Genomic DNA, 15,380 nt, shown 5'->3' on the forward strand with positions numbered 1-15,380 from the left:
TCAAAATCGCTGGAGCTGCATGACAAGGTCATCGGGCATTATCTGAACATAAAACACTATCAGTAAGTTGGAGTCATTACCCACCTCGGCAATCAGTTACACCATCAAACGCATGGAGACCGGCCTGGACGTGGTGCTGTTTGTACGCAACACGCGCAGCATTGAGCTGACCGAATCCGGTTTTTATTTTTATCGTAAAGCGACCGACCTGCTGAATGACTTTCATGCCATCAAGCGCGGGATTGATACCATTTCTCAGGGCATTGAGACGCGAGTGCGCATCTGCATAAATCAGCTTTTGTATACGCCACGCCATACCGCGCGTTTGCTCCAGGTGCTGAAAAAACAGTTTCCCACCTGCCAGATCACGGTGACGACCGAGGTGTATAACGGCGTCTGGGATTCCATCATTAATAATCAGGCCAATATCGCCATTGGCGCGCCGGATACGCTGCTGGACGGCGGCGGCATTGATTATACCGAGATAGGCGCGATCCGCTGGGTATTTGCCATCGCGCCCACGCATCCGCTGGCGTTCGCCCCGGAGCCCATCTCCGAAAGTCAGCTGCGTCTGTATCCCAATATCATGGTCGAGGATACCGCGCATACCATCAATAAGAAGGTGGGCTGGCTGCTTCACGGTCAGGAGGCGATTCTGGTGCCGGACTTCAACACGAAATGCCAGTGTCAGATCCTGGGGGAAGGTATTGGATTTTTACCGGAATACATGACGCGTGAGGCGGTGGAGGATGGGCTGCTGGTAACGCGGCGAATCAATAATCCGCGCCAGGATTCGCGCATGCTGCTCGCCACGCAGCATGCGGCGACCGGTCAGGTCACGCGCTGGATAAAACAGCAATTTGGCCCCGAAGGCGTGCTGACCCGGATCTACAGTGACTTACTGTGGCGTACCTAGCTCTTCGTCTGAACCCAAAATGCGTGGATAAGACCGGGGAAGTAGCCCAGGATGGTCAGAAGGATATTCAGAATAAACGCCCAGCCCAGCCCCTTGCCAAGCAGCACGCCCAGCGGCGGGAGAATAATCGTAAAAAGAACGCGCCAAAAACCCATAAATAACTCCGTGCAAGCTAACCAATTGAAAATTATAAAAGACACTTCTCTAAGCGTAGCCAGTTTAAGGGTAACTGCCATTCATCTCTCGCGCTTTTACCTGCCTTTACCCTCTTTACACTGGCTTAAACCCGGCCTTAAATGCTCTACTGTTCTGAAATTGACCGTAAGGAAACATAATGTCTCTTCCTCTTATTTCGCCGCAGCAGGCAAACGCGCTTATTGCTGAAGGCGCCAAACTTATCGATATTCGCGACCCCGACGAGTATGCCCGCGAGCATATTCCGGCGGCGCACTCCATTCCGCTGGATTCGTTACCCGGCGGGCTTAACGCGGCGCCGGGAGAAACGGTGATTTTCCACTGTCAGTCCGGCGCACGAACCTCAAACAATGCTGCTCGTCTGGCGCAGGCAGCATCCCCTGCGAACGCCTGTGTGGTTGAGGGAGGCATTCAGGGCTGGAAACAGGCCGGGCTGCTGACCGTTGAAGATCGATCGCAGCCGCTTCCGCTGATGCGTCAGGTGCAGATCGCTGCCGGGCTGCTGATCCTCTGCGGCGTGGTGTTGGGTTACAGCGTCTCCAGCGGTTTTTTCCTGCTGAGCGGTTTTGTGGGCGCCGGGCTGCTGTTCGCCGGAGTGACAGGTTTTTGCGGTATGGCGCGACTTCTGAAAGTGATGCCGTGGAACCGACGTACCTGATAAGGAGTATCTGAAAGATTAGGCTGTACCCCGTCCCGGACGTGGGCTATGGTGAAGATCATGACAATGATGAGGAGGTGCTATGTTTTCTGTCGGTGATTATGTCCAACCGCGTCAGGGCGGTCCGAAACTGAAAGTGCTCGAAGTGAATGGTGAAAACATTGTGGCCGTGCAGGCCAGCGATGAGCAGGGCGAGAAATATCACCTGAAAGCGGCGGACGTAGTTCTGTACTCCGAAGAAGGTGACTTTGGCGTCTGCTAAGTCAATAATCGGGCGGAATACACCGCCCGAATAATCATCAGATCAGGAAATCGTCCAGCGATTTACCGTTTGCCAGTGCGGTCGCAATTGGCTTTGGCGTACGTCCCTGACCGGTCCAGGTTTTTTCTTCACCGTTCGCGTCAATAAAACGATATTTCGCCGCACGCGCTTTACGTTTTTTCGTCGGCTGACCCGCCTGCGCCAGGTCACTGCCTAACAGATCGCTCGGAGAAATACCGTCAGCTTTCATCAGTTCCAGCAGAGCATTAATTTTATCCTGCTGTTCAGCGCGTTGACGCTCTAATTCAGCCTGCTCGCTGCGTTTTTCTTCAGTGACAATCCGGAATTTTTCCAGCACTTCTTCCAGAACATCCATGGATAATTCACGTGCCAGCGCCCGGAGGGTACGAATATTATTAAGATTCTGTAACGTTAAAGCCATAATAATGAAAAACCTTTCTTCTTGTGTATAACATAAATCAGGCAACAGAATAATTGATTTTGGTTCTGATATCTACCCACCGTGACGTTTTGACATTATTGTAAATGTTTTAGAATATCCCGTTAATATAACCCTGAAATATATGTCTGTTTTAAAGCGTAATATACCGCCCTTCCCCAGGCCAAAAAACCCTGTTTTAAACCGTTCAAAAAACCGCCTCCAAAATCCCACACAACAAAGGTTTCACACGCGCATAGATAATCTAATTCATTGATATATTTCACTAAAATAGGCGCGAGGAGAGAAAATAACGAAGCGCGCAAAAAACGCACAATTTTAGAGAATTTTATGGCTAAAGCGCCAGTAAATAAAAATTAATCACTACTTGTTAGTTAAAAGCCAGAGAGATACGCTATACACTCAAAACAAACCAACCTAAAGCACTAAAGGCCGCAGGTAAAACGCCACTTTTTTGTCCTGTTCGAGGAGTTCAGACATGTTCTCACCGCAGTCTCGCCTGCGCCATGCGGTAGCGGATACGTTCGCGATGGTCGTTTACTGTTCCGTCGTGAATATGCTGATTGAAATTTTCCTGTCGGGAATGTCCTTTGAGCAATCTCTCTCGTCGCGCCTGGTGGCCATTCCGGTGAATATCATGATCGCCTGGCCGTACGGCCTGTACCGCGATGCAGTGATGCGTTTAGCCCGGCGTATTAGCCCGGCGGGTTGGGTAAAAAACCTGGCGGACGTGCTGGCTTACGTGACGTTCCAGTCCCCGGTGTATGTGTTTATTTTGCTGACGGTGGGCGCAGACTGGCATCAAATCGCCGCTGCGGTAAGTTCAAATATCGTGGTATCCATGCTGATGGGTGCGGTGTACGGTTACTTTCTTGACTACTGCCGCCGCCTGTTCAAAGTCAGCCCTTATAGCCAGGCAAAAGCGTAAGGTAAGGCGACTGGCTCATGCCAGTCGCAGAGTTATTGTACGTCGCCAAACAGCCCTTTCAGGAATCGCTCCAGCGCCATACGCGAGCTGAAACCGTGCGGAATACCATAATGTTCATGCGTCTCGCCGCCTAAATAGAGCGGAAATTGCTGATAATGATCGCAGGTTTTAATATCCGAGGCGGGCTCAGCAAATGACAGGCTTCTGTCTTTGAGTGTCGGGTGAATAATGAGAGCAGTACGCCCCATTCTTGCTTCACGGTTGACGTAAACATAATTCTCACCACGGCGATATCCGTACGCTTTTGATGTTACCTCATCCATGGTGAACCCTTCTTTTTCAAGAACGCGCGCCACCTCATCGGGTCGTAAATACATATCTTTTCCTCATTATCATTCCTGCCCGGCAACCTTACAGTATTCAGCATTAGCAGGGCTTTCAGAATATTCCATAAACTGCCCGATAAGCCGTGACTCGCTTCAGATATTACATTTCTGGACTAAACTAAACGGGAACACAAATTATGGAGGATCGTATGTTTAACAGACCGAACCGAAACGATATTAATGACGACACACAGGATATTCGTAACGATGTCAGCCAATTAGCGGACACGCTGGAAGCCGTATTGAAATCCTGGGGCTCTGACGCGAAGGACGAAGCAGATGCCGCGAAACGTAAGGCTCAGTCTCTGCTGCGTGAAACGCGGGCAAGGATGAATGGCCGCTCACGTACCACTCAGGCGGCCTGCGACATGGCCAGCTGCGCCACCACCTTCGTACGTGAAAAACCGCTTTGTACGCTGGGAACGGTCGCGGCGGTCGGGATTTTTGTCGGCGCCCTGCTTAGTCTGCGTAAGTAAGCGCGCGTTCTTAGCCCCGGTAGCCTCAGGCGCCGGGGCTTTTCTTTGCCTGACAACCTGAAAAAACCGTACAGCCCGCCCTGCCCCGCCAGGCTCATCATCGGGGCCTTATTAATCTGAATTTCCCATATCTTGTGTGGTTGAAACTTATATAAACTACATCTAGTATTCCCTTTAGTAAGACACACACAATATGACGCGTTTACTCGCGCCGTCCTCTCACTCTAAATGGAAATGCGAATCATGAGCATTATTATTTACACTCGTAACGATTGTGTTCAGTGCCACGCCACGAAACGGGCGATGGAGAGCCGCGGCGTGGCATTTGAGATGGTCAATATTGATCAGGTGCCCGACGCGGCAGACACCCTGCGGGCGCAGGGTTTCCGTCAGCTTCCGGTTGTGGTTGCCGGCGACACCAGCTGGTCTGGCTTCCGTCCGGACATGATCAACCGCCTTGCCGCTCAGGGCGTCAGTGCATGAGCACGCTGGTCTACTTTTCCAGCAGCTCGGAAAACACGCTTCGGTTTATGGAGCGTCTCGGGCTGCCCGCGATACGCATTCCGCTGAACGAGCGGGAGCGTATTCAGGTAGACGAACCCTACATTCTGGTGGTGCCCAGCTATGGCGGTGGCGGCACCGCAGGGGCTGTGCCTCGTCAGGTGATCCGCTTTCTGAACGATCCCCATAACCGGCAGCTGATTCGCGGCGTGATCGCCGCAGGCAATCGCAACTTCGGCGAGGCCTTTGCCCGCGCCGGGGATGTCATCTCTCAAAAATGCGGCGTGCCGTATCTCTATCGTTTTGAACTGATGGGGACACAGCAGGACGTAGAGAACGTGCGTAAAGGAGTGAACGAATTTTGGCAACGACAACCGCAGAGCGCGTGATTCAGGCAACGCCGGATTACCACGCATTAAACGCCATGCTAAACCTCTATGACCGGGAGGGGCGCATTCAGTTTGATAAAGATCGTGAGGCGGTGGACGCCTTTTTTGCCGCTCATGTGCGCCCGAACAGCATCGTTTTTGGCAGCCAGCAGGAACGTCTCGACTGGCTGGTAAAAGAGGGTTATTACGAAGAGCGTGTCCTGACCCGCTACGACCGCGCCTTCGTGGTGGCATTGTTTGAACGGGCGCACGCCAGCGGTTTTCGCTTCCAGACGTTTCTCGGCGCGTGGAAGTATTACACCAGCTACACCCTGAAAACCTTTGACGGCAAACGCTATTTAGAAAGCTTTGAAGATCGGGTGGTGATGGTGGCGCTGACGCTGGCGCAGGGCGATGAAGTGCTGGCCGAAAGTCTCACGGAGGAGATCCTCTCCGGCCGCTTCCAGCCCGCCACGCCAACGTTCCTTAACTGCGGGAAAGCCCAGCGCGGCGAGCTGGTCTCCTGCTTCCTGCTGCGTATTGAAGACAATATGGAGTCGATTGGCCGTGCGGTAAATTCGGCGCTACAGCTTTCGAAACGCGGCGGCGGTGTGGCATTTCTGCTTTCGAACCTGCGGGAAGCGGGCGCGCCGATTAAGCGCATCGAAAATCAGTCCTCCGGCGTCATCCCGGTGATGAAGATGCTGGAAGATGCCTTTTCGTACGCCAACCAGCTTGGCGCGCGTCAGGGCGCGGGTGCGGTTTATCTGCACGCGCACCACCCGGACATTCTGCGTTTTCTGGATACCAAACGTGAAAACGCCGATGAAAAGATCCGCATTAAAACCCTGTCGCTCGGCGTGGTGATCCCGGATATCACGTTTAAGCTGGCTAAAGAGAATGCCGACATGGCGCTCTTCTCACCGTATGATGTTGAGCGGATTTACGGCAAAGCCTTTGGCGACGTGGCGATAAGCGAGCTGTACGACGAGCTGGTGGCCGACGATCGCATTCGTAAAAAAACCATCAACGCCCGGGATTTCTTCCAGACGCTGGCTGAAATTCAGTTTGAATCCGGTTATCCGTACATCATGTACGAGGATACGGTGAACCGCGCCAACCCGATTGGCGGGCGCATCAACATGAGCAATCTGTGCTCGGAGATTTTGCAGGTCAACAGCGCGTCCAGCTACGACGAGAACCTCGACTACGCGGACGTGGGCAAGGATATCTCCTGTAACCTCGGGTCGCTGAATATTGCCCACACCATGGACTCTCCCGATTTTGGCCGCACGGTAGAGACCGCCATTCGCGGACTGACGGCGGTATCAGACATGAGCCACATCCGCAGCGTACCGTCTATTGAAGCGGGCAACGCCGCGTCGCATGCCATCGGCCTTGGGCAGATGAACCTGCACGGCTATCTGGCGCGGGAGGGCATCGCCTACGGCAGCCCCGAAGGGCTGGATTTCACCAACCTTTATTTCTACACCGTCACCTGGCATGCGGTGCATACCTCGATGATGCTGGCGCGCGAACGCCACCAGCGGTTCGCAGGCTTTGAGCAGTCCCGCTACGCCAGCGGAGAGTATTTCAGCCAGTATCTGGAAGGCGACTGGCAGCCGAAAACCGAAAAAGTACGCGCGCTGTTTGCCCGCGCTGGCATCACCCTGCCGACGCGTGAGATGTGGCAACAGCTGCGTGAAGAGGTGATGCGCTACGGCATTTATAACCAGAACCTTCAGGCGGTGCCGCCAACCGGCTCCATTTCCTATATCAATCACGCCACGTCGAGCATCCACCCCATCGTGTCGAAGATTGAAATCCGTAAGGAAGGCAAAACCGGGCGCGTCTACTACCCTGCCCCGTTTATGACCAATGAGAATCTGGCTCTGTACCAGGACGCCTATGAAATTGGCCCGGAAAAGATCATTGATACCTACGCCGAGGCGACTAAACATGTGGATCAGGGGCTGTCGCTGACGCTCTTCTTCCCGGACACCGCCACCACGCGGGATATCAACAAAGCGCAGATCTACGCCTGGAAGAAAGGCATCAAAACGCTGTACTACATTCGCCTGCGCCAGCTCGCGCTGGAAGGCACCGAAATTGAAGGCTGCGTGTCCTGCCCGCTGTAAGGAGAAAGGATGAAACTGTCACGCGTAAGCGCCGTTAACTGGAACAAAATTCAGGATGATAAAGACCTGGAGGTATGGAACCGCCTGACCAGCAACTTCTGGCTGCCGGAAAAGGTGCCGCTCTCCAACGATATTCCGGCCTGGCAAACTCTGAGCCATGCCGAGCAGCAGCTGACAATCCGCGTCTTCACCGGCCTGACGCTGCTGGACACCATTCAGAATACCGTGGGTGCGCCCGCGCTGATGAGTGATGCGCTGACCCCGCACGAGGAGGCGGTAATGTCGAATATCAGCTTTATGGAGGCGGTGCATGCCCGCTCTTACAGCTCGATTTTCTCCACTCTGTGCCAGACCAGGGACGTGGACGCCGCCTACGCCTGGAGTGAAGAGAGCGCGTCATTGCAGCGCAAGGCAGATCTGGTGCTGGAATATTACCGGGCCGACGAGCCGCTGAAGAAGAAGATCGCCAGCGTATTCCTGGAATCTTTCCTCTTCTATTCCGGCTTCTGGCTGCCTATGTACTGGTCGAGCCGGGGCAAGCTCACCAACACCGCCGATTTGATTCGCCTCATCATCCGCGATGAAGCGGTACACGGGTATTACATCGGCTATAAGTACCAGAAAGGACTGGAGAAAGTCACCCCGGAAAAACGCGAGGAACTCAAAGGTTTTGCCCTCGATTTACTGATGGATCTGTATGACAACGAGCTGAGTTATACCGAGGAGCTGTACGCCGGAACGGGCTGGGAAGAGGACGTAAAAGCCTTCCTCTGCTACAACGCCAACAAGGCGCTGATGAACCTGGGCTACGAAGCGTTATTCCCACCGGAAATGGCGGAAGTGAACCCGGCGATCCTCGCGGCGCTGTCGCCCAACGCCGATGAAAACCACGACTTCTTTTCCGGGTCCGGCTCGTCGTACGTGATGGGTAAAGCGGTGGAGACGCAAGACGAGGACTGGGATTTTTAATGAATGAATTAACGTTCATTAATTAACTCTGCATTTCATTATTTCCAGCCAAATATTCCACCAGGTACTACACTGTAATTTCCCCGTCATATTCGCCTGAAACACACCGATTCAGGCGAAATTTCCCCATCCAGCAGCAAAAAATTGAGAAAAATTCAAACCGCCCTCAGCCCTTTATTCATGGGAAATTCAGCCGTTTCGCTTGCGGCAAAATTCTGGCCTTCGGCTGGCCCAGGGTTGTCTCAGATTCTGAGTATGTTAGGGTAATGCCAGTTAACTATTTACCATGGTAATCATATCGACATAAACAAATAACAGGACACTCTCTATTGCATGGCAATTAAATTAGAAGTGAAAAATCTTTATAAAGTATTTGGCGAGCACCCGCAGCGTGCTTTCAAATATATTGAGAAAGGCCTTTCGAAAGAGCAAATTCTGGAAAAAACCGGGCTATCGCTTGGCGTTAAAGACGCCAGTCTGGCCATTGAAGAAGGCGAGATTTTTGTCATCATGGGATTATCCGGTTCGGGTAAATCCACTATGGTTCGCCTTCTCAATCGCCTGATTGAACCCACCCGCGGACAGGTGCTGATTGACGGCGTTGATATCGCCAGAATATCAGACGCGGAACTCCGCGAGGTGCGCAGAAAGAAAATTGCGATGGTGTTTCAGTCATTTGCACTGATGCCGCACATGACGGTACTCGATAATACCGCCTTTGGCATGGAGTTAGCCGGTATCCCCGCTCAGGAACGTCAGGAAAAAGCCCTTGATGCACTGCGTCAGGTCGGGCTGGAAAATTATGCTCATGCGTATCCGGATGAACTCTCCGGCGGTATGCGTCAGCGTGTGGGATTAGCGCGCGCATTAGCGATTAATCCGGATATTTTATTAATGGACGAAGCCTTCTCGGCGCTCGATCCCTTAATTCGCACCGAGATGCAGGATGAGCTGGTAAAATTACAGGCCAAACATCAGCGCACTATTGTTTTTATTTCTCACGATTTGGATGAAGCCATGCGTATTGGTGACCGTATCGCCATTATGCAAAATGGTGAAGTGGTGCAGGTCGGCACACCGGATGAAATTCTCAATAATCCGGCGAATGATTATGTGCGCACCTTCTTCCGCGGCGTGGATATTAGCCACGTATTCAGTGCGAAAGATATTGCCCGTCGAACACCAAACGGCATTATTCGAAAAACGCCAGGTTTTGGTCCGCGCTCCGCGCTGAAGCTGTTGCAGGACGAAGACCGTGAATACGGTTATCTGGTTGAACGCGGCAATAAATTTGTCGGCGTTGTCTCCATCGACTCCCTGAAAACCGCCCTGAGCGAAAACCAGGGAATCGATGCAGCGTTGATTGACGCTCCGCTTGCCGTGGACGCCGAAACGCCGCTCAGCGAGTTGCTCTCTCACGTGGGTCAGGCGCCGTGCGCCGTGCCGGTCGTCGGTGAAGAACAACAGTACGTTGGCATCATCTCAAAACGGATGCTGCTACAGGCTTTAGATCGCGAGGGGACAAACAATGGCTGATCAATCAAACCCATGGGGCACCACTGAAGCAGCGGACAGCGCGGCGCAATCTGCCGATGCGTGGGGTTCGACGCCTGCGCCTGCCGATGGCGGCGGCGCGGCAGACTGGCTCAACAGCGCACCAGCGCCTGCCCCAGAGCATTTCAATATTATGGATCCGTTCCACAAGACGCTGATCCCGCTGGATAGCTGGGTAACGGAGGGGATCGACTGGGTCGTTACCCACTTCCGTCCGGTGTTCCAGGGGATCCGCATCCCGGTGGATTACATCCTGAACGGCTTCCAGCAGCTGATGCTGGGCATGCCCGCGCCGGTGGCGATTATCCTGTTCTCGCTGATCGCATGGCAGTTCGGCAGCGCGGGTATGGGGATCGCCACGCTGATCTCCCTGATTGCCATCGGCGCGATTGGCGCGTGGTCTCAGGCGATGATCACCCTGGCGCTGGTGCTGACCGCCCTGCTGTTCTGCGTGGTGATCGGCCTGCCGATGGGGATCTGGCTGGCGCGCAGCCCCCGGGCCGCGAAAATTATCCGCCCGCTGCTGGATGCGATGCAGACCACGCCAGCGTTCGTTTACCTGGTGCCTATCGTGATGCTGTTCGGCATCGGTAACGTACCGGGGGTGGTCGTGACCATTATCTTCGCCCTTCCGCCAATTATTCGTCTGACCATTCTGGGCATTAACCAGGTGCCTGCGGATCTGATAGAGGCATCGCGCTCGTTCGGCGCCAGCCCGCGTCAGATGCTGTTTAAGGTTCAGCTTCCGCTGGCGATGCCGACCATTATGGCAGGTGTTAACCAGACGCTGATGCTGGCGCTGTCGATGGTGGTGATCGCCTCAATGATTGCCGTTGGCGGGTTAGGTCAGATGGTACTGCGCGGCATTGGCCGTCTCGATATGGGGCTGGCGACCGTCGGCGGCGTCGGGATTGTGATCCTCGCCATCATTCTTGACCGCCTGACCCAGGCTGTCGGTCGTGATTCACGCAGTCGCGGCAACCGTCGCTGGTACACCACCGGCCCTGTCGGGTTACTCACCCGCCCATTCACAAAATAAGGAACAACGATGCGACATAACGTACTTTTTGCCACAGCGTTTGCGACCCTTGTCTCCACCAGCGCAGTTGCCGCTGACCTGCCGGGCAAAGGCATTACCGTGCAGCCGGTGCAGAGCACCATTTCGGAAGAGTCCTTCCAGACCCAGATTGTCAGCCGTGCGCTGGAGAAACTGGGCTATACGGTGAATACCGCCAGCGAAGTGGATTACAACGTGGGCTATACCTCCATTGCCTCCGGCGATGCCACCTTTACCGCCGTGAACTGGCAACCGCTGCACGACGATATGTATGCCGCCGCAGGCGGTGACAAGAAATTCTACCGTGAAGGCACCTTTGTGACCGGCGCTGCGCAGGGATATTTGATCGACAAGAAAACCGCCGATAAGTATCACATCACCAATATTGAACAGCTGAAAGATCCGAAGATCGCCAAACTGTTTGATACCAACGGTGACGGTAAAGCCGACATGATGGGCTGCTCGCCGGGCTGGGGCTGTGAAGCGGTGATTAACCACCAGAACAAAGCCTTCGATCTGGCGAAGACCGTCGACGTGAGCCACGGCAATTACTCTGCGATGATGGCCGACACTATCGCCCGCTTTAAAGAAGGCAAGCCAGTGATCTACTACACCTGGACGCCGTACTGGGTGAGCGACGTGCTGAAGCCGGGCAAAGACGTGGTGTGGTTGCAGGTGCCCTTCTCTTCCCTGCCGGGCGAGCAGAAAGATATCGACACCAAACTGCCAAATGGCATGAACTATGGCTTCCCGGTGAATACCATGCATATCGTGGCGAACAAAGCCTGGGCCGAGAAAAACCCTGCGGCGGCGAAGCTGTTCTCGGTGATGAAACTGCCGCTGGCTGACATTAACGCCCAGAACGCGATGATGCACGCGGGTAAATCATCCGAAGCAGATATCAAAGGCCACGTGGATGGCTGGATCAAAGCCCACCAGCAGCAGTTCGATGGCTGGGTGAAAGAGGCGCTTGAGGCGCAGAAGTAAAGTACTTTCCCCTCACCCCAGCACTCTCCCGAAGGGAGGGGGTGTTAGCGTTCCCTCTCCCTTCAGGAGAGGGTTAGGGTGAGGGGCTTAACCGCACAAACACACACATAACAATTCCCCAACATTCACCATCATTGGTTATTATGTTTCCGGAAAAATAATCACTTAACTCACGATTCCTGAAACTAATGACAAAAACAACTCAAGGGCTTAGCCCCGCACTCATCCTTTTAATGTCCGTGGCAACGGGTCTGGCCGTCGCCAGCAACTATTACGCACAACCACTGCTCGACACCATCGCACGCGCCTTCGATCTTTCAGCCAGCTCCGCCGGCTTTATTGTCACCGCAGCACAGCTCGGCTATGCGGCCGGGCTGCTGTTCCTGGTGCCATTAGGCGATATGTTTGAGCGCCGGATGCTTATCGTCTCCATGACGCTGCTGGCGGCGGGCGGAATGTTGATCACCGCCAGCAGCCAGTCGTTAACGATGATGATTATCGGCACCGCGCTGACGGGGCTGTTCTCGGTGGTGGCGCAAATTCTGGTGCCCCTCGCCGCGACGCTGGCTTCCCCGGAAAAACGCGGCAAAGTGGTCGGTACTATCATGAGCGGCCTGCTGCTGGGCATCCTGCTGGCGCGAACCGTTGCCGGGCTGCTGGCGAGCCTCGGCGGCTGGCGCACCGTTTACTGGGTGGCGAGCGTGCTGATGCTTATCATGGCGCTGGCCCTGTGGCGCGGCCTGCCAAAGGTGAAGCATGAAAATCACCTGAACTATCCGCAGCTCCTCGCCTCCGTTTTCAGCCTTTTCACCCGGGATAAACTCCTGCGCACGCGCGCCATTCTGGGGTGTCTCACCTTCGCCAACTTCAGCATCTTATGGACGTCGATGGCGTTTCTGCTCGCCGCGCCACCGTTTAACTACTCAGAAGGCGTGATTGGCCTGTTCGGGCTGGCAGGCGCGGCTGGCGCACTGGGCGCGCGCCCGGCGGGTGGGCTGGCCGATAAAGGTAAATCTCATATGACCACCTCCGCAGGGCTGGTTTTACTCCTCCTCTCCTGGGCGGCCATCTGGTACGGACACGTCTCCGTGCTGGCGCTGATTGTCGGTATTCTGGTGCTAGACCTCACCGTGCAGGGCGTACACATCACCAACCAGACCGTGATTTACCGCGTGAAGCCGGACGCCCGTAACCGTCTGACGGCCGGGTACATGACCAGCTACTTTATCGGCGGCGCGGCGGGCTCGCTCATCTCAGCCTCCGCCTGGCAGCATGCGGGCTGGACGGGTGTATGCGCCATCGGCGCCATCGTCGCGGCGATAAATCTGCTGGTATGGTGGCGCGGCTATCACCGTCAGGAAGCAATTCACTAAGTTTTACATTGCTTTGGGCCCCCCGGGGTGTAAAGGGGGCCTGCATCTGTTAAGGTAACAGCAATCATTTATCCCAGAAATTTTACTGTGGGTGACATATTTACTACCGGCATGAATAGTTCAGACCCCTGTCCTCACATCCCCTCTTTCGCGGGTACACACCCCACGCTCTCTGTGCTCACCGGGTCACGGATTTACCCGGCGCTTTCTGATGGTGACATACGTTTGGCGGATATAACCGCACAAATAATTCATTTACATTATTTGTCACTGTCGTTACTATATCGGCTGTAATTAATGAGGTTATGCCCAAAATGGATAGTTCGTTTACGCCCATTGAACAAATGCTTAAGTTCCGCGCCAGTCGTCATGAGGACTTCCCGTATCAGGAAATTCTGCTGACCCGCCTGTGCATGCACATGCAGGGCAAGCTGCTAGAAAATCGTAACAAGATGCTGAAAGCGCAAGGGATTAACGAGACGTTGTTTATGGCGTTGATTACGCTGGAGTCTCAGGAAAATCACAGCATTCAGCCATCGGAACTGAGCTGTGCGCTGGGGTCATCCCGTACCAATGCAACCCGTATCGCGGATGAACTGGAAAAGCGCGGCTGGATTGAACGCCGTGAAAGCGATAACGATCGCCGCTGCCTGCATCTGCAACTGACCGAGAAAGGTCACGAATTCTTGCGCGAAGTGCTGCCACCGCAGCACAACTGCCTGCACCAGCTCTGGTCTGCCCTCAGCACCGCCGAGCGCGACCAGCTTGAGCATATTACTCGCAAGCTGCTCACCCGTCTGGACCAGATGGATGAAGATGGCGTCATCCTTGAGGCGCTGCGCTAACGCGACGATCCGCTCAACATTCCAGATTGCTAAAAAGAAAAACTGACAGGCCAGCACGTGAAACTGCTGGCCTTTCTGACAACAGGTCGGCTCAGCCGATGTGAAAATAAAAAGATCGTGGAGAACAACAATGAGCGCAAATGCGGAGAACACCCCCCCGCAGCAACCGGTCAACAAAAAGGGCAAACGTAAGAGCGCCCTTATTCTGCTGACCTTGCTCTTTATTATTATTGCCGTGGCATATGGGATCTATTGGTTTTTAGTCTTGCGTCATGTTGAAGAGACAGACGATGCATACGTGGCAGGGAATCAGGTTCAAATCATGGCCCAGGTGTCAGGCAGCGTGACGAAAGTCTGGGCTGATAACACCGACTTTGTGAAAAAAGGCGATGTGCTGGTCACGCTCGATCCAACCGACGCCCAACAGGCTTTTGAAAAAGCACAGACGGCTCTGGCCTCCAGCGTTCGCCAGACCCGCCAGCTGATGATCAACAGCAAGCAGCTTCAGGCCAATATCGACGTGCAGAAAACGGCGCTGGCTCAGGCGCAGAGCGACCTCAATCGTCGTGTTCCTCTCGGCACCGCCAACCTGATTGGCCGTGAAGAGTTGCAGCACGCCCGCGATGCGGTGGCCAGCGCACAGGCGCAGCTGGATGTGGCGATCCAACAGTACAACGCTAATCAGGCGATGGTGCTGGGTACTTCTCTGGAAAACCAGCCGGCGGTGAAACAGGCGGCGACCGAAGTGCGTAACGCGTGGCTTGCCCTGCAACGTACCAAAATCGTCAGCCCGATGACCGGCTACGTTTCCCGTCGTTCCGTACAGCCAGGGGCGCAGATTAGCACCACCACGCCGCTGATGGCGGTCGTTCCGGCGAACAACCTGTGGGTCGATGCGAACTTCAAAGAGACCCAGCTGGCGCATATGCGTATCGGCCAAACCGCAACTGTGGTCAGCGATATTTACGGCGATGACATCAAGTACACCGGGAAAGTGGTCGGTCTGGACATGGGGACCGGCAGCGCGTTTAGCCTGCTGCCTGCACAGAACGCCACCGGCAACTGGATCAAAGTGGTACAGCGCTTGCCTGTGCGTATCGAACTGGATCCTAAGCAGCTGGCAGACCATCCGCTGCGAATTGGCCTTTCTACGCTGGTGACGGTCGATACCGCCAACCGCGACGGTCAGATCCTCGCAAGCCAGGTGCGCAGTACGCCAGCTTATGAAAGTAACGCCCGTGAAATTAGCCTCGATCCGGTCAATAAGCTGATCGATGACATCGTGAAGGCAAACGCCGGTTAAGCCG

General features: G+C 54.5%; 18 protein-coding genes and 1 pseudogene. 16 read left to right on the plus strand and 3 right to left on the minus strand.

Annotated elements, in window-relative coordinates; translation table 11 throughout:
- The coding region (locus ACOTYB_RS08690) for an IS1 family transposase (protein WP_421765773.1) at positions 1–66 on the plus strand (66 nt) is incomplete at its 5' end.
- Between the two features lie 10 nt (positions 67–76).
- Positions 77–916, plus strand: a pseudogene (locus ACOTYB_RS08695) (LysR substrate-binding domain-containing protein); the annotation flags it as partial.
- Here ACOTYB_RS08695 and ACOTYB_RS08700 read toward each other — a convergent pair.
- A complete protein-coding gene (locus ACOTYB_RS08700; protein ID WP_023314704.1) occupies positions 913–1,071 on the minus strand; it encodes a YqaE/Pmp3 family membrane protein in 159 nt (52 codons plus the stop codon). The pseudogene ACOTYB_RS08695 and the gene ACOTYB_RS08700 sit on opposite strands and share 4 nt — an antisense overlap.
- A gap of 179 nt (positions 1,072–1,250) precedes the next feature.
- Between ACOTYB_RS08700 and ACOTYB_RS08705 the strand changes: the two genes are divergently transcribed.
- Both ACOTYB_RS08705 and ACOTYB_RS08710 read left to right on the plus strand, forming a co-directional pair.
- Positions 1,251–1,769, plus strand: coding sequence for a rhodanese family protein (locus ACOTYB_RS08705; protein WP_032609995.1), 519 nt, complete (start codon positions 1,251–1,253; stop codon positions 1,767–1,769).
- An 82-nt stretch (positions 1,770–1,851) separates the two neighbouring features.
- A complete protein-coding gene (locus ACOTYB_RS08710; RefSeq protein ID WP_003862199.1) occupies positions 1,852–2,031 on the plus strand; it encodes a hypothetical protein in 180 nt (59 codons plus the stop codon).
- 37 nt (positions 2,032–2,068) lie between these two features.
- Here the strand turns inward: ACOTYB_RS08710 and stpA are convergent, their stop codons facing one another.
- Complete coding sequence (gene stpA, locus ACOTYB_RS08715) at positions 2,069–2,473, minus strand: DNA-binding protein StpA (RefSeq protein WP_022651717.1); 405 nt, start codon at positions 2,471–2,473, stop codon at positions 2,069–2,071.
- Positions 2,474–2,969: 496 nt separating this feature from the next.
- Between stpA and alaE the strand changes: the two genes are divergently transcribed.
- Positions 2,970–3,419: an L-alanine exporter AlaE gene (gene alaE / locus ACOTYB_RS08720; RefSeq protein WP_022651718.1), complete on the plus strand. Its 450-nt coding sequence runs from the start codon at positions 2,970–2,972 to the stop codon at positions 3,417–3,419.
- Positions 3,420–3,451: 32 nt separating this feature from the next.
- Here the strand turns inward: alaE and ACOTYB_RS08725 are convergent, their stop codons facing one another.
- Positions 3,452–3,796, minus strand: coding sequence for a DUF2002 family protein (locus ACOTYB_RS08725; RefSeq protein WP_006811693.1), 345 nt, complete (start codon positions 3,794–3,796; stop codon positions 3,452–3,454).
- 158 nt (positions 3,797–3,954) lie between these two features.
- Here ACOTYB_RS08725 and ACOTYB_RS08730 point away from each other — a divergent pair, with 158 nt between their 5' ends.
- The 11 genes from ACOTYB_RS08730 to emrA all read left to right on the plus strand — a co-directional run bounded on the left by ACOTYB_RS08730 (position 3,955) and on the right by emrA (position 15,376).
- Entirely contained in the window at positions 3,955–4,281 is a 327-nt protein-coding gene (locus ACOTYB_RS08730; RefSeq protein WP_017382769.1) for a DUF883 domain-containing protein, read from the plus strand.
- A 243-nt stretch (positions 4,282–4,524) separates the two neighbouring features.
- Positions 4,525–4,764, plus strand: a complete 240-nt coding sequence (gene nrdH, locus ACOTYB_RS08735; RefSeq protein ID WP_017382770.1) for a glutaredoxin-like protein NrdH — start codon at positions 4,525–4,527, stop codon at positions 4,762–4,764.
- Positions 4,761–5,171 (plus strand): class Ib ribonucleoside-diphosphate reductase assembly flavoprotein NrdI, encoded by a 411-nt coding sequence (gene nrdI, locus ACOTYB_RS08740; RefSeq protein WP_003862188.1) that lies wholly within the window; start codon positions 4,761–4,763, stop codon positions 5,169–5,171. The genes nrdH and nrdI overlap by 4 nt, the downstream gene beginning before the upstream one ends.
- Positions 5,144–7,288, plus strand: a complete 2,145-nt coding sequence (gene nrdE / locus ACOTYB_RS08745) for a class 1b ribonucleoside-diphosphate reductase subunit alpha (RefSeq protein ID WP_409248829.1) — start codon at positions 5,144–5,146, stop codon at positions 7,286–7,288. The genes nrdI and nrdE overlap by 28 nt, the downstream gene beginning before the upstream one ends.
- Before the next feature lie 9 nt (positions 7,289–7,297).
- Positions 7,298–8,257, plus strand: a complete 960-nt coding sequence (gene nrdF / locus ACOTYB_RS08750) for a class 1b ribonucleoside-diphosphate reductase subunit beta (protein WP_022649130.1) — start codon at positions 7,298–7,300, stop codon at positions 8,255–8,257.
- A 333-nt stretch (positions 8,258–8,590) separates the two neighbouring features.
- Positions 8,591–9,793 carry a glycine betaine/L-proline ABC transporter ATP-binding protein ProV gene (proV, locus tag ACOTYB_RS08755; protein ID WP_022651720.1) on the plus strand — a complete coding sequence of 401 codons (1,203 nt, stop codon included), beginning with the start codon at positions 8,591–8,593 and terminating at the stop codon, positions 9,791–9,793.
- Positions 9,786–10,850, plus strand: coding sequence for a glycine betaine/L-proline ABC transporter permease ProW (gene proW, locus ACOTYB_RS08760; protein ID WP_015571659.1), 1,065 nt, complete (start codon positions 9,786–9,788; stop codon positions 10,848–10,850). Before proV ends, proW begins: the two co-directional genes overlap by 8 nt.
- A 9-nt stretch (positions 10,851–10,859) precedes the next feature.
- Entirely contained in the window at positions 10,860–11,855 is a 996-nt protein-coding gene (gene proX / locus ACOTYB_RS08765) for a glycine betaine/L-proline ABC transporter substrate-binding protein ProX (RefSeq protein WP_017382774.1), read from the plus strand.
- Positions 11,856–12,043: 188 nt separating this feature from the next.
- Positions 12,044–13,228, plus strand: coding sequence for an MFS transporter (locus ACOTYB_RS08770; RefSeq protein WP_220153300.1), 1,185 nt, complete (start codon positions 12,044–12,046; stop codon positions 13,226–13,228).
- A gap of 314 nt (positions 13,229–13,542) precedes the next feature.
- Positions 13,543–14,073 carry a multidrug efflux transporter EmrAB transcriptional repressor EmrR gene (gene emrR / locus ACOTYB_RS08775; protein ID WP_017694792.1) on the plus strand — a complete coding sequence of 177 codons (531 nt, stop codon included), beginning with the start codon at positions 13,543–13,545 and terminating at the stop codon, positions 14,071–14,073.
- A gap of 130 nt (positions 14,074–14,203) precedes the next feature.
- Positions 14,204–15,376, plus strand: coding sequence for a multidrug efflux MFS transporter periplasmic adaptor subunit EmrA (emrA, locus tag ACOTYB_RS08780; protein WP_022651722.1), 1,173 nt, complete (start codon positions 14,204–14,206; stop codon positions 15,374–15,376).
- Positions 15,377–15,380 lie beyond the last annotated feature (4 nt).

The sequence above is a fragment of the Enterobacter cloacae complex sp. IR5450 genome (assembly GCF_049238665.1).
GTDB lineage: Bacteria > Pseudomonadota > Gammaproteobacteria > Enterobacterales > Enterobacteriaceae > Enterobacter > Enterobacter hormaechei_C.